This window comes from Bacillus inaquosorum KCTC 13429, assembly GCF_000332645.1.
In the GTDB taxonomy this organism is placed as follows: Bacteria; Bacillota; Bacilli; order Bacillales; family Bacillaceae; genus Bacillus; species Bacillus inaquosorum.
The window spans coordinates 216,944-234,940 of the sequence record NZ_AMXN01000002.1; the positions used below are offsets into that span (position 1 = coordinate 216,944).

The 17,997-nt window shown below is 37.6% G+C and carries 19 protein-coding genes and 7 pseudogenes; 8 read left to right on the forward strand and 18 right to left on the reverse strand.

What is annotated here, in order from left to right; all coding sequences use genetic code 11:
• The first annotated feature begins 3 nt into the window (after positions 1-3).
• The gene (locus BSI_RS15405; RefSeq protein ID WP_003237129.1) at positions 4-630 is read left to right on the forward strand and encodes a TVP38/TMEM64 family protein; all 627 of its coding nucleotides are present in this window, start codon (positions 4-6) and stop codon (positions 628-630) included.
• Between the two features lie 18 nt (positions 631-648).
• On the opposite strand, the gene gnd is transcribed toward BSI_RS15405, so the two are convergent.
• Positions 649-1,542, reverse strand: a complete 894-nt coding sequence (gene gnd / locus BSI_RS15400) for a phosphogluconate dehydrogenase (NAD(+)-dependent, decarboxylating) (RefSeq protein WP_003237130.1) — start codon at positions 1,540-1,542, stop codon at positions 649-651.
• A gap of 312 nt (positions 1,543-1,854) precedes the next feature.
• Here gnd and BSI_RS15395 point away from each other — a divergent pair, with 312 nt between their 5' ends.
• Complete coding sequence (locus BSI_RS15395) at positions 1,855-2,577, forward strand: YqeB family protein (protein WP_032731892.1); 723 nt, start codon at positions 1,855-1,857, stop codon at positions 2,575-2,577.
• Positions 2,578-2,609: 32 nt separating this feature from the next.
• Here the strand turns inward: BSI_RS15395 and nucB are convergent, their stop codons facing one another.
• Positions 2,610-3,020 carry a sporulation-specific Dnase NucB gene (nucB, locus tag BSI_RS15390; protein WP_003237136.1) on the reverse strand — a complete coding sequence of 137 codons (411 nt, stop codon included), beginning with the start codon at positions 3,018-3,020 and terminating at the stop codon, positions 2,610-2,612.
• Between the two features lie 194 nt (positions 3,021-3,214).
• Here nucB and sigK point away from each other — a divergent pair, with 194 nt between their 5' ends.
• A complete protein-coding gene (gene sigK / locus BSI_RS15385) occupies positions 3,215-3,943 on the forward strand; it encodes an RNA polymerase sporulation sigma factor SigK (RefSeq protein WP_003237137.1) in 729 nt (242 codons plus the stop codon).
• Between the two features lie 255 nt (positions 3,944-4,198).
• Here the strand turns inward: sigK and BSI_RS22960 are convergent.
• From BSI_RS22960 to BSI_RS15370, 4 genes and pseudogenes are all read right to left on the reverse strand, one after another.
• A pseudogene (locus tag BSI_RS22960) lies at positions 4,199-4,377 on the reverse strand (hypothetical protein).
• A gap of 124 nt (positions 4,378-4,501) precedes the next feature.
• Positions 4,502-5,716, reverse strand: a complete 1,215-nt coding sequence (locus tag BSI_RS15380; protein WP_003237139.1) for an MFS transporter — start codon at positions 5,714-5,716, stop codon at positions 4,502-4,504.
• 264 nt (positions 5,717-5,980) lie between these two features.
• On the reverse strand, positions 5,981-7,282 hold the full coding sequence (locus tag BSI_RS15375; protein WP_003237141.1) for an MFS transporter: 1,302 nt from the start codon (positions 7,280-7,282) through the stop codon (positions 5,981-5,983).
• A gap of 222 nt (positions 7,283-7,504) precedes the next feature.
• Positions 7,505-8,269, reverse strand: coding sequence for an MBL fold metallo-hydrolase (locus tag BSI_RS15370; RefSeq protein ID WP_003237143.1), 765 nt, complete (start codon positions 8,267-8,269; stop codon positions 7,505-7,507).
• A 200-nt stretch (positions 8,270-8,469) separates the two neighbouring features.
• On the opposite strand from BSI_RS15370, the gene BSI_RS23225 reads away from it, so the two are divergent.
• Entirely contained in the window at positions 8,470-8,592 is a 123-nt protein-coding gene (locus tag BSI_RS23225; protein WP_323135013.1) for a winged helix-turn-helix transcriptional regulator, read from the forward strand.
• Positions 8,593-8,827: 235 nt separating this feature from the next.
• Here the strand turns inward: BSI_RS23225 and BSI_RS15365 are convergent, their stop codons facing one another.
• Positions 8,828-9,364, reverse strand: coding sequence for a cysteine hydrolase family protein (locus BSI_RS15365; RefSeq protein ID WP_003237147.1), 537 nt, complete (start codon positions 9,362-9,364; stop codon positions 8,828-8,830).
• A gap of 115 nt (positions 9,365-9,479) precedes the next feature.
• On the opposite strand from BSI_RS15365, the gene lrpB reads away from it, so the two are divergent.
• A complete protein-coding gene (gene lrpB, locus BSI_RS15360) occupies positions 9,480-9,929 on the forward strand; it encodes a transcriptional regulator LrpB (protein WP_003237149.1) in 450 nt (149 codons plus the stop codon).
• Positions 9,930-10,072: 143 nt separating this feature from the next.
• On the opposite strand, the gene lrpA is transcribed toward lrpB, so the two are convergent.
• A complete protein-coding gene (gene lrpA, locus BSI_RS15355; protein WP_003237151.1) occupies positions 10,073-10,483 on the reverse strand; it encodes a transcriptional regulator LrpA in 411 nt (136 codons plus the stop codon).
• Between the two features lie 262 nt (positions 10,484-10,745).
• Between lrpA and BSI_RS15350 the strand changes: the two genes are divergently transcribed.
• A complete protein-coding gene (locus BSI_RS15350; RefSeq protein WP_032731960.1) occupies positions 10,746-11,747 on the forward strand; it encodes an LLM class flavin-dependent oxidoreductase in 1,002 nt (333 codons plus the stop codon).
• 308 nt (positions 11,748-12,055) lie between these two features.
• Here BSI_RS15350 and BSI_RS15345 read toward each other — a convergent pair whose 3' ends face one another.
• The 9 genes and pseudogenes from BSI_RS15345 to BSI_RS22965 form a co-directional block, all read right to left on the reverse strand.
• Positions 12,056-12,832, reverse strand: coding sequence for a sulfite exporter TauE/SafE family protein (locus BSI_RS15345; RefSeq protein WP_003237156.1), 777 nt, complete (start codon positions 12,830-12,832; stop codon positions 12,056-12,058).
• Between the two features lie 62 nt (positions 12,833-12,894).
• Positions 12,895-13,122 (reverse strand): sulfurtransferase TusA family protein, encoded by a 228-nt coding sequence (locus tag BSI_RS15340; protein ID WP_003237159.1) that lies wholly within the window; start codon positions 13,120-13,122, stop codon positions 12,895-12,897.
• Positions 13,123-13,156: 34 nt separating this feature from the next.
• Positions 13,157-14,288 (reverse strand): annotated as a pseudogene (locus BSI_RS15335) (MBL fold metallo-hydrolase); the annotation flags it as partial.
• A gap of 35 nt (positions 14,289-14,323) precedes the next feature.
• Positions 14,324-14,718: pseudogene (locus BSI_RS22010) on the reverse strand (DsrE/DsrF/DrsH-like family protein).
• 21 nt (positions 14,719-14,739) lie between these two features.
• On the reverse strand, positions 14,740-15,297 hold the full coding sequence (locus tag BSI_RS15330) for a sulfurtransferase TusA family protein (protein WP_003237167.1): 558 nt from the start codon (positions 15,295-15,297) through the stop codon (positions 14,740-14,742).
• A gap of 66 nt (positions 15,298-15,363) precedes the next feature.
• Entirely contained in the window at positions 15,364-15,732 is a 369-nt protein-coding gene (locus BSI_RS15325) for a rhodanese-like domain-containing protein (protein WP_003237168.1), read from the reverse strand.
• 43 nt (positions 15,733-15,775) lie between these two features.
• Positions 15,776-16,258, reverse strand: a complete 483-nt coding sequence (locus BSI_RS15320; RefSeq protein ID WP_003237169.1) for a DsrE/DsrF/DrsH-like family protein — start codon at positions 16,256-16,258, stop codon at positions 15,776-15,778.
• Positions 16,259-16,411: 153 nt separating this feature from the next.
• Positions 16,412-16,672, reverse strand: a complete 261-nt coding sequence (locus BSI_RS15315; protein ID WP_003237170.1) for a metal-sensitive transcriptional regulator — start codon at positions 16,670-16,672, stop codon at positions 16,412-16,414.
• 18 nt (positions 16,673-16,690) lie between these two features.
• Positions 16,691-17,055 (reverse strand): annotated as a pseudogene (locus tag BSI_RS22965) (rhodanese-like domain-containing protein).
• A 169-nt stretch (positions 17,056-17,224) separates the two neighbouring features.
• Between BSI_RS22965 and BSI_RS22020 the strand changes: the two are divergent.
• Positions 17,225-17,341: pseudogene (locus BSI_RS22020) on the forward strand (suppressor of fused domain protein); the annotation flags it as partial.
• Between the two features lie 63 nt (positions 17,342-17,404).
• A pseudogene (locus tag BSI_RS23280) lies at positions 17,405-17,471 on the forward strand (hypothetical protein); the annotation flags it as partial.
• Positions 17,472-17,593: 122 nt separating this feature from the next.
• On the opposite strand, the pseudogene BSI_RS0120840 reads toward BSI_RS23280, so the two are convergent.
• A pseudogene (locus tag BSI_RS0120840) lies at positions 17,594-17,723 on the reverse strand (hypothetical protein).
• Positions 17,724-17,997 lie beyond the last annotated feature (274 nt).

Sequence of the window (17,997 nt, forward strand, 5' to 3'; positions counted from 1 at the left end):
GAAATGTTAAAAAAGATACTAGGTATCATCATAATTATTACTATCATTGCAGTCGGTTTTTTTCAGAAAGAAGCTTGGCTTGATGCGATTAAAGCAGGAGGAATGTTTTCTGTTTTATTCAGTATGCTGCTGATTGCTGCCGATGTTTTTTTCCCAATTGTGCCGTTTGCTTTGGTTGCCGCTTTAAATGGCGCTGTGTTCGGAATGGCAAATGGGATCTGGATTACACTGACCGGCTCAATGCTTGGTACGATGATGCTGTTTTTTCTCGCCAGGTACAGCCTTAGAGATTGGGCCAGAAAAAAAGTTCAGGCCTATCCTGCCATCCAAAGCTACGAGGCTTCCTTTCACAAAAATGCTTTTACCGCTGTTTTACTAGGAAGACTCATCCCGGTCATTCCTTCTCTTGTAATGAATGTGATATGCGGGCTGAGTCAGGTCCGCTGGCATGTTTTTTTCTTCGCGTCTTTCATAGGGAAAATCCCGAATATTGTCGTTGTCACCATTGCAGGTGCCAATTTCACCAGCAATAAATTACTGTCTTTCAGCATTTACGGAGCCTACATTCTGATCATTATGCTGATCATTTATAAAAAGTTCCCTCATTTGCTGAACGTGCAAAAAAAATAAGGTGGCCTGTTCGCCCCCTTACTTTTTTTCTGTCGCATGGCCTCCAAATTCATTTCGAAGCGCAGCGACAACCTTTCCTGTAAACGTATCGTCTGTTAAAGAACGGTATCTCATCAGTAACGACATGGCGATTACCGGAGTTGCGGTCTGCAGATCAAGCGCTGTTTCCACTGTCCATTTTCCTTCACCTGAGGAATGCATAATGCCTTTGATCTGATCCAGCTTCGCATCTTTAGAGAAAGCTCGCTCAGTCAGCCCCATAAGCCAAGAGCGAATGACAGAGCCATGATTCCACACTCTGGCAACCTTTTCGTAGTCAAAATCAAATTGGCTGTTTTCCAGCACTTCGAATCCTTCACCGATTGCCGCCATCATTCCGTACTCAATGCCATTATGAATCATTTTCAAGAAATGTCCGCTCCCCGCTTCACCAGCGTAAAGATATCCGTTTCTGACGGCAGTGTCTCGAAACAGCGGCTCTACAATCTCCCATGCCTCGGGGTCACCTCCCACCATAAAACAGGCTCCATGGCGCGCGCCTTCCATTCCGCCCGACGTTCCGGCATCGAAATAATATATACCCGCTTCTTTCATTTGATTGTAGCGACGAATCGATTCTTTATAATGAGAGTTTCCGGCTTCAATGATAATATCGCCTTTGCTTAATAAAGGTGTCACATCACGCAAAACAGCATCGACAACGCCATGCGGTACCATAACCCATAGTATACGCGGCGTGTCTAATGAAGAAATCAACTCATTTAGATTTGTTGTCCCCTCAGCCCCATATGCTTTCAGTTCATCGACAGCCGCTTGATTTACATCATACCCGACCGCTTGATGATTGCGGTCAATGAATTGCTTTCCTATGTTTATGCCCATTTTCCCTAAGCCGATTAATCCGATTTTCATGTCTGTTCCTCCCGGTTGTCTAAAAAACCTTTATTCTTTATGTTCCCTGTGAACTGTATTGTGATACGTATAAAATGAGGCCGAAAGGATTTAACTGTCCCCTCTCCTTTGTGATTTGTATGTTCTTCCGCTTGTTTTTTTCGAAACAGCTTTAATTGCACGACTGTAAAATCAGGTGCGTTGCTTATGTTTTTTGTTCCCCCATAACCGACTCTCCCTTTATATCAAAAACCATCATTTTATCCTTGATTTACCATCTATTTAAGTTAAAATATGGGGGAGAATTCGATTTATTCAGTAAAAGAAGGTGACATGTTGCAGGATCAATCACACACTCTCATTGGAGTTACGAAAACCGCTGCATCTCTTTTATACGCCGCACTTGCAATCATCGGACTTACGATCGGGTATTTTATCCCGCAGTTTGCGAAATGGGCATTATCCCTCCCGTGGATTCCTTTTGAGGGACCGCTTCGGCTGGTCACATCTTTTCAAGGGTCACTAACTGCATTTATCACTGCGATACTTGGCATGTGTGCAGGGATTTGGTTCGCTCATTCTGTTATTGCAATGCTGCTGTCTGTAAAAATTACAGATGACACAGTGGAATTAATCAAAGGAAAGAAAGTGCAAACAATTCGTTCCAACGACATCGCTCTTGTGTTTATCGATCACAAACGGCTTGTCCTCCTAGGAACAGCCGGATATGAATTGGCACGAGAAGAAATTGATGAAAAACCTGAAAAGGTCGAGAAGGCCTTTAGAAAGCACAATTACGATTGGGCAGCAGATGGTGATCCGTTTAAAGATCAATTTCGCCGGTGGATACCTGATGCACCAGAACTCTCGCCAAGTGCCCATGCATTATTGAAAGCTCGTCACAAAGCACTGAAAGACGAGGAAACAGACGATGTGGAAGAATTCCGTCTCGAGCTTGCACAGTTGGGCATCGTTGTTCGAGACGAAGACACACGCCAGTATTGGCGAAAAGCAGAAACCTATCCTCCGAACATTCAGCATCGCGATGGATCGTAACAACAGAGGCTCAAGAAAGAGCCTCTTCTCGATTACTGCACAATAAACCGCACTCTGGTGCCGTCAGGATAACCACTCATTTGATTCCCTACCCACGAGCCGGCCCCACGATTATCAGAAGGCGTCACATATCGGACGTCAGCTCCTGCGCCGCCTTCCTCGCAAACCGCCATTGGCCACTCATCCCGGTCATAGCCCGGCTTCGTCGGAATTCCTTTTAATGATTCCTCTCGCCTTTTGTCCGCTCCATCCCTGTCGATGGTACAAATATCAGAATGTCCCTCTGCTATCGCATCTCTAATATGATCCCCTGTTTCCGGATAACGAGACAGCGGAAAATACAACACTTTGTCATACAAAGAAGCGCTCTTGATCGGCTGCGGAACCACTAAACAAAGAAAAACTGCTGCAGCAAGAAGCAGGCCTGCCATCCATTTTTTCATTCCCATCCCCCCATACATCGTTCATTTCAATGTATGGGCGCATGATAAAGATTATTTTTAAAATTTGAAGTTGACCTGCTGCTCACGAAAGCCAGGCTCCCCTGCGAGAAATTTCCCGGTACAGACACAGACAGCCTCCTGCTCACATACATTTACATATAGGCTTTTGCCTACATACTTTTGTGGAGGTGACGATGGTGACAGGTGTTTTCGCAGCGTTCGGCTTTGTTGTTAAAGAGCTTGTCTTTTTAGTATCTTACGTGAAAAACAATGCCTTTCCACAACCGCTCTCAAGCAGCGAGGAAAAAAAATACTTAGAGCTCATGGCTAAAGGAGATGAACATGCCAGAAACATGCTGATTGAGCATAATCTTCGCTTGGTCGCCCATATTGTGAAAAAGTTCGAAAATACAGGTGAGGATGCAGAGGACTTAATCTCCATCGGAACAATCGGGCTGATCAAAGGAATTGAAAGCTATTCCGCCGGAAAAGGGACAAAGCTGGCGACGTATGCTGCGCGGTGTATTGAAAATGAGATTCTCATGCATTTACGCGCATTGAAAAAAACAAAAAAAGACGTTTCCCTTCATGATCCGATCGGGCAGGATAAGGAAGGGAATGAAATAAGCCTGATCGATGTACTAAAATCAGAAAATGAAGACGTGATTGATACGATCCAGCTCAATATGGAGCTTGAAAAAGTGAAACAATACATTGACATTTTAGATGATCGTGAGAAGGAAGTGATTGTCGGACGGTTTGGGCTTGATTTGAAGAAGGAAAAAACGCAGCGTGAGATTGCCAAAGAACTCGGTATCTCGCGCAGCTATGTATCGCGGATTGAAAAACGGGCGCTGATGAAGATGTTTCATGAGTTTTATCGGGCGGAGAAGGAAAAGCGAAAGAAAGCAAAAGGGAAATGATTTAGAACAGGCCGGATCTAATATTCCGGCTTTCTCTATTTCATTAAAGTTTCTTTTAAAAGAAATAGAGGAAGAATATATGAAAGAGTTATGAAAATCATTTTTTGTCATCGCTGATAAGCTCTCCGAGAAACAGATGACTTTACTTATAAGCCCTTTACTTGCTTACTTGCATCCTCTCTCAAGCAATCCAAAGCCGGACGTTATAAAAGCTCGCGCTAGAAACCCCTTCATAGCATGCTTCAACACACCTATTTATACAGGCCGCGATCTGGCTGTCGATGCTCGATCCCTTGATCGCTTGTTCCTCGGTTGATACCCTTACATATATTGCTATCACCCTAGATCTCCTTCCTATAAAGTTTTATTAAATAATGATAGCAATCGTTAATGCATTTGTCAGCTTGCGGTCCCTCGATGATGATTACCTTCATAAAATGCATCACCCCTTGGGTAATGCTATGTAACAGCTGTTTGTCCAAATGAGGTCATTTTCAAAGAATATGAAAACAAATAAAAAAACCGAGGTTTAAATCATCGGTTTTTTTACTATCCCCACTAGGATCTCAAGTTTTTCGCTAAGCTTTCTCCCAACCGGTTTTCTTTCCACATAATTGTAATACCGAAGCCAATGACCATAATGACAGCAGCGAAAAGATAAGGATAGTGGATGTTTACGTCAAATAATATTCCACCCATGGCTGGCCCTCCGATATTACCTAAGCTCGTATAGGTTGAGTTCATTCCAGCAACAAATCCTTGCTCTTTCTCGGCAGCTTTTGATAAAAAAGTCGTCAATGCCGGGCGAAGCAAGTCAAATGCGAGGAAGATGAAGCAAGTTACCGCAAGCACTGCTAAAAAGCTAGAGATTACAGTAGATACCACTGCCAATATTGCACCTATAATTAACAATAATTGAATTAGTTTCTTTTCACCAAGTATATCTACCATTTTTCCAAACATAAATAATTGAATAACAACTCCGAAGATTGAGCTGATTGTAATAATAGTTGCAATTTCCTTCGGCGTGAAGCCAAATTTATGATCAGAAAATAGGCTGAAAACTGTTTCATATGCTGATAATCCGAAAGCAAGTACAAATACAATGATAAAGGCAGTAAAGTAACGTGGATTAAGTGATCTTTTGAAATCGCCTATTAAGTTTGTTTGCTTTGTATTTGCAGAAATTTCTGCAAGCTGTTCCTTTGTTAGCGGCTCTTTTAAAATAAATATGGATGAAATGCATGCTAAAAAGGCAATGCCTGCCGCAAAGAAGAGGGGCATACGTATACCGTATTCTGCAATAAAGCCACCGATGCCAGGTCCGATAATAAAGCCAGTACTAATGGCGGCAGAAATATAGCCTATCGCTTTTGGACGTTCCTGAACGGATGTAATATCTGCAACAAATGCAGTAACTCCTGTCATAATAAAGGCAGCACTAATTCCCCCTAGAATCCTTGATATATAAAGCGCTGATACAGTCGTGCCTAAACTAAAGATAAGTTCTGAAACACCAAAAAGAAACAAACCGCTTATGATGATTTTCTTTCTGCCATAATGGTCAACCCATCGTCCTGCGAGCGGTGAAATAAGCAGTTGTGCTACCGCAAGTACGGCGACAAGATAGCCCATCGTTTTTCCCGATAAATGCATGATATTCATAAAAGACGGCATAACGGGGACGATGAGACCTATACCTAGAAATGCAATGAATATATTGCTAAGAAGTATAATTAATACCAACTTTTGTTCTTTAATTGTTTTCTTCATATATAAACACCCCTTTCTATATAATCATTGATGTACAGTGCCTCTCCGAAATAATGTCCAAGAGACTTCTAATTTATCACTCAGGCGTTTTTCATCATTACCGTATACAAGCTCCAGCACAACAATGGAATCGACTACACCTAAGAAGGCGAGAGTCGAAGTTTTGCTACATCTCCGCTTATACCTTGAAGTTACATAACACCCAAGACACCTTAGAGTAATGTCTACTTAGGCTCTTCAAAGGTTTAGGAAAGATACTTAAGCTTATGCTTTTTCCTTCCTTTTAAAATACCAAATAACTACTGGAATAAGTAACAATGATAAAACGGCTCCAGAAATTGATAGTATTGTATAACTAAATTGTGCAACAACCATTCCTGACAAGGCTCCACCCGCTGCTCCTGATAGTGCTACCAAGACATCAAATGTTCCTTGTGTTTTTGCACTTACAGATGGATGTGTTGAATCTATAATGAGGGCAGTTCCCGTTAGTAAACCAAAGTTCCAACCTACTCCTAGTAATACTAGTGCCAGGATAAGCAATGATAATGAGTCTGCCGGTGCAATAGCTGCCACCAATCCAGCGGCAAGAAGAGTAGCACCTGAAGCAATGGCCATAGTAGTTCGACCAAACTTATCTACTAGTAAACCAGTCAATGGTGAAGGAAGATACATCGCAGCAATATGGAGCCCTATAACTAATCCCACTTCGCTCAAACCATGACCGTGATGACCCATGTGAACTGGTGTCATTGTCATAATAGCTGTCATGATTAGTTGAGCTAATATCATAATGACAGCTCCTACCATTATTCCATTTTTGTTTATGGCAGGATTTTTTAGACTTCCTCCTATCTGTACTTTATCGTCTTTTTTCTCAGCATTCGCAATAGCTGTTGATACAAACAGCGGATCTGGACGAAGAAAAATTAAGAGAATAAATCCAGCAATTATAAAAGCTGCTCCTGACATGATAAACGGACCAGCTAGATTGGGAACACCAATTGAATCTGCAAATTCCCCCATCGTATTAACTAAGTTAGGACCCACTACAGCTCCTAAAGTAGTAGAAACTAAGGCCATACTTGCAGCAGTTGCCCGTTGTTTCTCATTTGCAAGGTCTGTCCCAGCATACCGAACTTGAAGATTAGAAGCCATACCTGCTCCATAAATAAGAAGGGAAACAAATAATAGGGCAACGCTGTTGATTAAAGCCGCAATTATAACACCTATAGCACCTAATCCACCTATAAGGAAACCACCTGCAAGTCCGGCTCTACGACCAAAACGTTGTGAGGATGCTCCTATAAGTAGGGCAGCTACGGCAGATCCAAAAGTAAAGAGGGCAGTTGGAATTCCTGCTACATTTTCCGATCCTATCATATCTTGTGCAAGAAGCGCCCCAACTGTTATCCCAGCACCAAGTCCTGCTCCCCCAAAAATTTGTGAAACCATCAAGATTTTTAATGTTTTTTTATAAAGTTGGTTTTGTTTTTCTGGTGAATCAATATAACCTTGTAACCAAACAGGCTGCTGTGTTGATATATTTGTATCTTTTTTTGTCATTATCTCTACCTCCTAACGACATATCTCTGTTGCTGTTCAAGTTTTTTTGTCATCATTGGAAATTCCATTTTTGTTATTCCATATATTTAGGATTTTCGATATATTTAAAATTTCTTTATATTCATCATTAGAAGAAGCTCATGATTAGTTTTTATATTATGAGCTTCTTCTATTTCTTATTTTTTAATATGAACAAGACAATATTGTTTGTCGGTGTTCATATTAAAATGTGTAAGACTCGCCATCTTCTGGTACTAAAATATTACTTGAGAATCCTTTTTCCTTACTAAAGTTTTTTAATTCTTCTCTAGATAGTGTCCAATGGTTAACAGCTTCCATATGAACAGATATAATCTTAGCATTAGGAGCAGCCTTGTGAACTTCATAGATGTCTTCTTTTCCCATGATGAGTGAACCTAATTCTAATCTTTGATTGTCTCCACCATTAACAACAATGATTTCTGGTTGATGTGTATGAATCTCGTCTTCGATAGCATCATACCAAACTGTATCACCAGCTACATATAAAACTTTTTCACTTGGGTGCTTGAATACTAATCCACAAACTTCACCCATTAAGTTTAATAACTCTTCTCCTCTACCATGTTCACCTTTTGTTTTTACTAATTGGATCCCTTCAAAAACTGTGTCTTGTTGTAGTACTTCTACATTTTTGAAACCACTTGATTTTACTTCTTTTGCATCTGCTTCATTTTGAACAAACATTTTGATATTTTTCGGCAATACGTTTCTTGCCACATCATCAAAGTGATCTAGGTGTAGATGAGTAACAATGACTGCATCTACGCCATCCAGAATGTTATCAATTGACGTTGGCAAACTCACCAAAGGATTAAATAGATCTTGTCTGATCGTTTCAGGGAAAGTAGCGTACGTACCTTTCTCTGCTAACATAGGATCTATTAAAAATTTTTTATTTGCGTATTTTACAACAATTGTTGCATTTCGAATTTGTGTAATATTCATATTTACAACTCACTTTCTTTTTTTTATTTGTCTTAGTTCGACAGAGTTAAGTGTATAATATCAGCAGTGTTCAAATACATAGATAAAAAAAAGTGTTTTAACTCTTTGACTTTATTTTCGAAAGGAATTAACGTTCAAATAGATCAAACAGATAAAAAATTATAGAGAAATTATGTATAATAGCCGAATTACAATGAAAGATCTGGGAGAGAGTACATTTAACATGGCCAGCAGCTACAGCTAGAGTAGAGAAATTAGAAGAGAATGGAGTTATTGAGGGATCTAACATTAAAGTAAATCAAGCAATTAGGTGCTTTATGTAAACCTTCATCAATATCTATATGGCAAAAACAATTCCTGTACATGGTCTTACTATGGATCAAAAACAGGACATCTTGATCTTTTATCAGATGGGAATAATGATACCGAAAAACAAAATAAAGATAATGAATAAAGGATGTCCAGAAGTTATTTTTCTGAACATCCTTTTTTAAGTTGTTGAATCATCTTTCTTGTGAAAAGAAAGACGTTATGTTCGCAAAGGAAATTCTTTTATTTTTAAAATGCCTCTGTGGTTTTCACTGTTGCATAGACACCATTTAATGCGGCCATAAATGCGTAATGGACATGTTCAGCAGGAACGATTTTATCTTCAATTTGCAATGTTGTTGTTGCGCAAGCATCTTCTACCACTTGGCATACATAACCATGTTCAACTGCAGAACGAACTGTTGCATCAATACACATATGGGACATCATACCGCAAACAACTAATTCTTTAACCCCTTGTTCTTGTAGCTTTTCATGTAAATCTGTATTGAAAAAGCTATTCGGCATATATTTTACAATAACTGTCTCTTTCTCTAATGGACGTACTGACTCATAAATTTCGACACCTTCTGTATTTGGATGGAAAAAATGAGCCATGTTACCTTCTGTGATATGCTGTACATGAAAGACTGGTGCGCCTGTGTTTCTGAAGTGTGAAAGTAGTTTAGCCGCATTTTGTGCTGCTTTCTCAGGGTTTGTTAAAGCCATCTTCCCATTTGGAAAGTAATCATTTTGAATATCAATCACTAATAAAGCTGTTGTCATTTTTTTCACCTCTTAAAATTTTTATACTGTATAAGGATATATAATTTCCATTGAATTTTCGATGGTCTCATGAAATACTATTATGTAAAACTTTTTCACTGTGAAAGTAGTTACTATGCAAATTGATTCAATTGATTTTCAAATTCTCCAATTATTAAATAAAAATGCTCGGATACAATGGAAAGAAATCGGTGAAAAAATTCATATGACAGGACAAGCGGTAGGCAATCGCATCAAAAAAATGGAGGATAACGGTATCATTAAGGCATATTCGATTGTGATTGATGAATTGAGGGTGGGGCTTTCTTTTACAGCCTTTGTCATCTTTTTCATGAATGCATATAAGCATAATGATTTATTGAAATTTATTGCTGCTCGTAATGAAATTAGCGAAGCACATCGTATTTCAGGAGACGCATGTTATCTTCTGAAGGTAAAGGTTCATTCACAAGAAGTTTTAAATCACCTTTTGAATGATTTATTGAAATATGGAAACTATCAGCTTTATTTGTCTATTAAGGAAGTAAAAAATCATTATAATACGTCATTAATGTCTGATGAATAATGTGCTTGTTATCATAATGTATAAGTGTTAAATCATGTATAAAAAAAGCTCTAGCTTGGTAAATTTCATATCCAAACTAGGGCTTTTTTAGAGCAGATATATATCATGTTATATGACCACACATCTCCGTTTTATAAAGTTAACTATTTACCAATAACAATCGACACTTTATAGTTTGCATGTTTGTTTAAGTCATTTAAAAATTGATCTAATACCTCGTTTGAAGGAAATTTACATTCAAGCAAATAACAACCGTCTCCACTAACTTTATAATTGTTTATTACATAGTTACCTTGTGTTTCTATAAAAGCTAAATAGGGTTGATGATGGATTTTTTCGATATAAATATTAAGAAAAGCATGTATAGAGAAGCCTAATTTCACTTGATTCACTTCAATACTACATCCTTTTATTATGCCATTGTCTAATAACTTTACTACTCTTGATGCGGTTGCTGGTGCAGTGAGATGTACTTTTTCCCCTAATTTTTTCATTGTAAGGCGACTATTTTTAGACAGCTCATCAAGTATTTTTTTATCTATTTCATCAATCATTTTCTTGTATCCTTTCTGAAAAAATAAGATGTATTTTACATAGTCTGTTCGCTGTGCAATTTTTTATGTATGCTTAAAACTTTAAAAATAAAGTGAAATTGTGAAATAACTTTATTTTCCCTATGTATTGATCGATTGAGAAAGTATATATTTATTTGCATACAAAACAAAAGAGGAATGTACACCATTTAATATGAGACATTTATTTAAAATGGTTTTTCCATTGATTTTGTATAAGTTCATTATTTTTAGAGGTGAAATTATGAAAAAATTTGATATATCTGTTTTATCAGTTGCTCCATTAAGACAAGGAGAAACAATGAAACAAGGGATTGATTCTGCAGTTTCATTAGCTAAAGCTGTAGATAATATGGGCTATAAACGGATTTGGTTTGCAGAGCATCATAATCACGACGCTTATGCAAGTGCAGCAACCGTATCAATTGTACAACATATATTAGCAAATACAAAGGACATTCGCGTAGGTTCAGGGGGTATTATGTTGCCAAATCATTCCCCATTAGTCGTAGCGGAGCAATTTGGAACACTTGAAACATTATATCCAAATCGTGTAGATTTGGCATTAGGACGCGCACCGGGAACGGATCAAAAAACGGCCGATGTGATTCGTCGTTCCAACCATAATGGAGTGTTTTTCTTTGAAAGAGAAGTAAATGATATTTTGCGTTTTGTTGGGGATAAGAGTGTGCAGAGAGAGGTTCGCGCTTATCCAGGTATTGGAACGCATGTGCCTGTATTTGTGTTAGGATCCTCAACGGATTCAGCGAAAATTGCTGCAAAGCTTGGTTTACCCTATGCATTTGGCGCTCAATTTTCACCTCATGCGATGGAAGAAGCGCTCGCTATTTATCGAGAAAATTTCCAACCGTCTTCTTATTTACAAGAGCCTTATGTGATTGCTTGTATTAATGTGATTGCAGCAGAATCTATGGAAGAGGCATCTTTTATTTCTGCAAGTCATTTGCAGGTGTATATTGATATTTACACAAATAATTTAAGTAAGCTTATTCCACCCACTGAAAACTTCCTAGAATCGTTATCACAGTTTGAATTAGAAATTCTCCATAGTCGACTGGGGTATACAATCATGGGTGATTCAGAAACAATTCGTCGCGAACTAATTGAATTCCAACAAATGTATCAAGTAGATGAATTAATTGTATTATCTAATATTTACGAATTGAGCAAGGAAATTCAGTCTTACGAGATTTTAAAACATGTTGTGGATGAGTTGTTTGAATAAAGAATGGAGCAACTTTAGAAGTCGAGTTATGTGAGTTCGTATTCCTCGTAGCTTTATCCTTCTTTTAAAATACTCAAATTCTTCACTATCCGTGTATAAAAATGCTAATCGACAGTAGACAATACTAATTCAAATACTTTATATGGGCTATCATATAGATTGGTACGAGTCATCCATTATCAAAAAGAATTTCATCCTGTACAAACATTTATTGAACATTATGTAAATGTCTTAACATAAAAAAGAAAGGCCAACATTTGAAACACTCTGTTGGTCTTTCTTTTAATCATACGTAAGAAAGTGATCTGTTACAGAATATCCAACCAAATTTTAACAGCCGTCACCAAAATCAGTAAAGCTAAGATCCACCGCAGGATTTTTTCATTTACTTTTTGTCCCAGTTTTGCTCCTAGAGGCGAAGCGATTAAACTTGAGATAATAAGAATCAAAGAAGGTAAAAAAAGTACCTGACCTGTAATCACCTTTCCAACTGTTGCTCCAATAGATGAAAGAAGTGTAATCGCAAGAGATGAAGCGACGGTGATTCTAACAGGAATATTTAAAATCGATAACATAATGGGGACTAGGATAAAGGCGCCGCCAGCTCCTAAAATACCTGATACGCCACCAATGATAAACGCTAGGGACGAAGCCAACCATTTATTAAATATCACTTCTTTGCCGTCTCTATGTGCTTGTCCTTTTTTAGGTATAAACATTAGAATAACAGCTATAATAGCCAGAATTCCGTATATAAAGTTAATTCCTTTTTCAGATAAGTGATGAGAAAAATAACTCCCCAATACACTCCCTAAAAGGATGCTGCTTCCCATGTAAATAATTAATGCTTTATTTAAAAGACCACTCTTACGATAAGCCCAAACACCGCCAAGTGTCGCAAAGAAAACTTGAATAGCCCCTATCCCTGAAACTTCATGGGCAGTTAATGACATCACCCCTACTAAAGAAGGAATGTACAATAACATTGGATAATTAATTACTGAACCGCCAATACCAATCAATCCGGAAAGAAAGGCACCAATAAACCCTATAATGAAAAGAGTTGTGATAAAGGCAATATCCAATTTGGTTTTCCTCCTTTTCAAAGGAAAAGGGTATCTTTTTATTCGATACCCTTTCACATTCATTAGCCTTTTTCAATCCAGAATTTCAGTACATCTCCTTCTTGAGCTTGCTCTAAGATGTCATGCCCACCTGATTTAGACCAAGCCGCTAGGTCACTTTTGAATCCTTTATCGGTTGCATGCACTTCTAATATTTGACCTGATTCTATTTCATTCATAGCTTTCTTTGTTTTGACGATTGGCATTGGACATGCCAGCCCTTTAGCATCTAATACTTTATCTGATTTCATGTTCATCTCTCCTCTGTTTGGTAATAATCATCTTTTATCGAATTGCACAACGATTTGGCCCAATCTCCATTTCACGCTGTTTTTCTTCATCTGGGTTGATTTTCCCCATATTTGTTTCGCGAATCTCTTGATATGCATTGGGTTGTGGAGGTAAATTACCTGTCACTAAGTGCCTAAATTCTGCTTCATCAGCAATGTTCAAACCATGGTTCTCGGCAAATAATGTACTTAGTTTTTTACCAACACTTCCATCATCATTTAGCTCATCAATGATCATAAAGTGTGCCGGTAATACAATTAAATCCTTTGATAACGCGTTGTAACGGCTATAAAGAGTTTTTCTTAAATCTCCTACCCAATCTCCTGCCATACCGGCTAAATCCGGTCTGCCGATTGAATCGATAAATAAGATATCACCTGAAAGAAGATACTGATCATCGACAATGAAAGAAGTGGAGCCAATGGTATGCCCTGGAGAATAAATCGGTTGAATTCTAATCTTTATATTTCCAATGATAATATCATTTCCTTCTTCCAACGGCTGATAATCGAATACCACTTCTTCAGCATCTTTAGGCGGTAACCAGTAGGTTGCTTTTGTTTTTTCGGCAATTACTCTCCCACCTGAAATATGGTCTGCGTGAAGATGTGTATCAAATACGTGAGTAATCGTTACACCTTTCTCCTTTGCAAAATCTATAAACACTTCTGCCATACGCGTAGCGTCTACTATGGCTGCTTCTCCATTGGAGAATATCATGTATGATAGGCAACCTTTCCCAATTCGAACAAACTGATAAATTTCACCACCATCTTTTAAATCTCCGACTTTTACCGGCTCTAAATGTTCACTCCATGCTTTCATTCCGCCTTTAAGATAGGATACAGAAAGACCTGCTTCTGAAAGCATCTCGGATACCATTACGGATGAACCTTCTTTTGCGCAAACGACTAGCACTTCTTTATCAGAAGGAATTTTCTCCAATATATCTTCTACTCCATCTAAAAGATCGAAATAAGGAACATTCAAATGGTCAAAGTCATGCCCTTCAATCTTCCAATCACTAAAATCATTTTCATTACGCACATCCAAAATAAATAAAGGTTCTTTGTTAAAGATTTTTTTTGTCACTTCTTTTGGGGTCAGTGCCTTTACGGTCATGTTTAAATACCTCCTATATCGAATCTATTTTTAACGAGACTAAAATGTTAAGGATACATCAGCATCTTTAGCAAAATCTAAAAAGGTAACAGCCCCGCCTACTTCAATTCCTTCTACAAAATCATCTTTGGTTAAACCCATAACGTCCATCGTCATTTGACAACCAATAAATGTAACTCCCATTTCTTGTGCCATTTCAATCAGTTCAGGAATAGACGGCACGCTTGCTTTCTTAAATCCTTCCGCAAAGTGTTCTTTTCCTTTCGGCATTTCTAATTCTTGATGTGCTTGCTTATGAATCAGATTTAATCCCTCGAATGTAAAGAAGATAGATACTTCTTGATCACTTGCTGCTGCGGCAGTCGCAATATTAAAAACTTATAGGCATCAAATAGACCACCATTTGCCGCAATAATTGCTACTCTTGTACTCATTTGTTATCACCCTTTTCTTATTTATTCTGTTTTACCTGTCCAATCACGCATACCAGGGACAACATTAATAACCTTTTTAAAACCTTGTTTTTTCATCGTTTGGGCTGCCATTTCACTTCTTCTTCCAGAATGGCAAATGATATAAATTTCATCATCTTTGTTTAACTCGTTAGAGCGCTTTTCCACTTCCCCAAGAGGGATATGCACAACTCCCGGGATATGAGCTTCTTCATACTCATCTAACTCCCGGACATCTAAAATGTTAAGAGACTCCTCACTTTCAACTTTCTGTTTGAAAGCTTCTAGTGAAACCTCAGGAATAGAAGGTGTGCTTTCTGATGAATGTTCTCCTCCTTTACGAAGAAAATGATGAAGTATTTCTCCCTCTGTTTCAGTACCTAGATATTCATGACCTGTGCTATTTGCCCATGCTTGCAAATCTGCCGTAGAGCCTTTATCTGTTGCTTCAATTTCTAGTATCTCACCAGCTTTTAAATCCTTAATTTTCTTCTTCGTTTTTACAATGGGCATTGGACACGTCAAACCTTTAGCGTCTAACACAATATTTGCCTTCACCATTTTTTTCCTCCTTTTTAAATAGGGGTGGGGGTATATAAATATACAAAAAAAATACTATCTAAGGTTTTATGACCATGTATTCATACCACCTTTAATATTTGTGATATTTTTAAATCCTTGTTTTTTCAATACCTTGCTCGCCTTTAGACTTCTCATTCCACTTTGACAAATAATAAAAACTTCTTTATCTTTCGAAAGTTGATTGGTTTGACGAAGCAGATTTGACAAGGGAATGTTTTTAAACCCTTGAATATGTCTTGTACGAAATTCATGAGGTGTTCGTACATCGATAAACTGTTTGCCTTTATTTTTAAGCTCTGACTTTAAATCAGCAGTTGTTATTTGTTTAACACCTTGCACTGGTAAAAAACGTCGAAATACAATCCAAAGTAAAAATAAAATAAGTAAGGTATTGATAAGTACGCCACTGTCCATAGTGTCCCCCCCCTTTCATTTATTGAATTTGCAATGGGTAACGTTAGATAAATAAGTTGACACTGCCTTCTTCAGCATCTGCCAAATAAGCTGCTACTCCAGCATAGTCGATATCATCTAATAGTTCTTTTTCCTGTAAACCAAGAAGATCCATTGTCATCGTACAAGCTACAAGCTTTACATCCTGTTCTTGAGCCGTCTCAATTAACTGAGGCAATGTCAGTGAATTATGCTTTTTCATCACATTTTTAATCATTATAGGACCCATACCTGCAAAGTTCATTTTAGATAAACCCATCTTATCAGCACCGCGAGGCATCATTTTACCAAACATTTTTTCAAGAAACCCTTTTTTCACTGGAACAGGTTCTTCTTTACGCAAAGCGTTTAATCCCCAAAAAGTGTGGAAAATCGTCACTTCATGATCGTAGGCAGCAGCACCATTTGCAATAATATAGGCTGCCATTGCTTTATCATAATCCCCGCTAAATAAAACAATTGTTGTGCGTTTTGTTTGTTCTGTCATGTTTATTCTCCTAACCAATTACCCGTGGGGGTATATCGAGATCAAAAAATTTTTTCGAAAGATCTGCTATTATTCAACTCATTAAATACCGGCAGGGGTATAATATAACACATATAAAAATTCGTCAACCTTAAATATAGGTTGATGAATTTTTTATCGACTCTTTACCAATAAGTCGACTGCTTCTTTTACTAAGTTTTGTGTGTCTTCGCCCTTTTCTAAACTTTCACGAACACAATGTTCAAGGTTTGTGCTCACAATTAAACCCATTGCTCGATCGATAGCATTACGTGAAGCTGCTAGTTGGGTCACAACCTCTCTACAATCTTTTCCTTGTTCCATCATAGTCAATACACCTTTAATTTGTCCTTCTATTCGGCGTAAGCGGTTTTTAATCTTTTGATCATACTCCATATATCGATGAAATCCTTTCTATAATTTATTTTTACATTTACATGTTGCCAATTCATAACTATTTACATGGATACCTTTGCTCTTCAGAAAACGCACTCCTAAATTTAATTCCACCCTATCATGAGCTATTATTGTATTTTATCACGTGGAATCTCTAAATAAAAACGTTTTAGATACGCATATGGGATGTTTAAAATAATACCATCCGAAAAATTGGGTACATCGTTATAATGGCGAATATCTAATATTGTTATGTCCATGGTCTCTAATTTATCTTTATGGGTACAAGAGATTCCGGTTATAGGATAATAACGTCTATACGTTGCATGGATAATAACAAAAATAAGCAGAAATGCAACAACTAAATAATTGATACTAACCACACCACCTTATTAACCCCTTGTTATTCATAACGCAATAATATACCCCTATAGGTATATAGTCAAGTGTGAAAGCTAATTTCTTTGAGCTATTAATTAATTTTAACCTCTAAAGACTGAAAAACACTCACATTTCGCTAATGCCAATTCGACTAAAAGTAACTCAAATAAAGAAGAAACCGATATGAAACATGTTATGTTCGTTCCCCCATTTTTATGGGAGGAAGATTTAGAACTACTTGAATTTAGTAACAAAAATGTTACTTGGCTAATGGCTTTACCTATTTCAGGCAGAGGCCGGATCTAACATTCCGGCTTTCTCTATTTCATTAAAGTTTCTTTTTAAAAAAATAGAGAAAGAATATATGAAAGAGTTATGAAAATCATTTTTTGTCATCGCTGATAAGCTCTCCGAGAAGCAGATGACTTTACTTATAAGCCCTTTACTTGCTTACTTGCATCCTCTCTCAAGCAATCCAAAGCCGGACGTTATAAAAGCTCGCGCTAGAAACCCCTTCATAGCATGCTTCAACACACCTATTTATACAGGCCTCGATCTGGCTGTCGATGCTCGATCCCTGGATCTCCTTTCTATAAAGTTTTATTAAATAATGATAGCAATCGTTAATGCATTTTTCAGCTTGCGGTCCCTCGATGATGATTACCTTCATAAAATGCATCACCCCTTGGTAATGCTATGTAATAAGTGTTTGTCCTAATGAGATCATTTTCAATGAGTGTGAAAAATGCACTAAAAAAAACCGATAGTTAAAACCATCGGTTTTTATTGACATTTACTAATGCCTAAGTCCCCAATAAAGAGTTTTCTTTTATAACTAGGTAAATAACATGCCACTAGTGACATGTCTGTTAGAGAAAGCACCTGTCTCAATTTCATTCCAACATTTTCCATAAGAAACAATTGAAATGTCTAGTTCTCCATGT

Coding starts and splice junctions, on each gene's coding strand:
- BSI_RS15405 (WP_003237129.1), top strand. CDS start 4: ATGTTAAAAAAGATACTAGGTATCATCATAATTATTACTATCATTGCA.
- gnd (WP_003237130.1), bottom strand. CDS start 1,542: ATGAAAATCGGATTAATCGGCTTAGGGAAAATGGGCATAAACATAGGA.
- BSI_RS15395 (WP_032731892.1), top strand. CDS start 1,855: ATGTTGCAGGATCAATCACACACTCTCATTGGAGTTACGAAAACCGCT.
- nucB (WP_003237136.1), bottom strand. CDS start 3,020: ATGAAAAAATGGATGGCAGGCCTGCTTCTTGCTGCAGCAGTTTTTCTT.
- sigK (WP_003237137.1), top strand. CDS start 3,215: ATGGTGACAGGTGTTTTCGCAGCGTTCGGCTTTGTTGTTAAAGAGCTT.
- BSI_RS15380 (WP_003237139.1), bottom strand. CDS start 5,716: ATGAAGAAAACAATTAAAGAACAAAAGTTGGTATTAATTATACTTCTT.
- BSI_RS15375 (WP_003237141.1), bottom strand. CDS start 7,282: ATGACAAAAAAAGATACAAATATATCAACACAGCAGCCTGTTTGGTTA.
- BSI_RS15370 (WP_003237143.1), bottom strand. CDS start 8,269: ATGAATATTACACAAATTCGAAATGCAACAATTGTTGTAAAATACGCA.
- BSI_RS15365 (WP_003237147.1), bottom strand. CDS start 9,364: ATGACAACAGCTTTATTAGTGATTGATATTCAAAATGATTACTTTCCA.
- lrpB (WP_003237149.1), top strand. CDS start 9,480: ATGCAAATTGATTCAATTGATTTTCAAATTCTCCAATTATTAAATAAA.
- lrpA (WP_003237151.1), bottom strand. CDS start 10,483: ATGATTGATGAAATAGATAAAAAAATACTTGATGAGCTGTCTAAAAAT.
- BSI_RS15350 (WP_032731960.1), top strand. CDS start 10,746: ATGAAAAAATTTGATATATCTGTTTTATCAGTTGCTCCATTAAGACAA.
- BSI_RS15340 (WP_003237159.1), bottom strand. CDS start 13,122: ATGAAATCAGATAAAGTATTAGATGCTAAAGGGCTGGCATGTCCAATG.
- BSI_RS15330 (WP_003237167.1), bottom strand. CDS start 15,297: ATGGTGAAGGCAAATATTGTGTTAGACGCTAAAGGTTTGACGTGTCCA.
- BSI_RS15325 (WP_003237168.1), bottom strand. CDS start 15,732: ATGGACAGTGGCGTACTTATCAATACCTTACTTATTTTATTTTTACTT.
- BSI_RS15320 (WP_003237169.1), bottom strand. CDS start 16,258: ATGACAGAACAAACAAAACGCACAACAATTGTTTTATTTAGCGGGGAT.
- BSI_RS15315 (WP_003237170.1), bottom strand. CDS start 16,672: ATGGAGTATGATCAAAAGATTAAAAACCGCTTACGCCGAATAGAAGGA.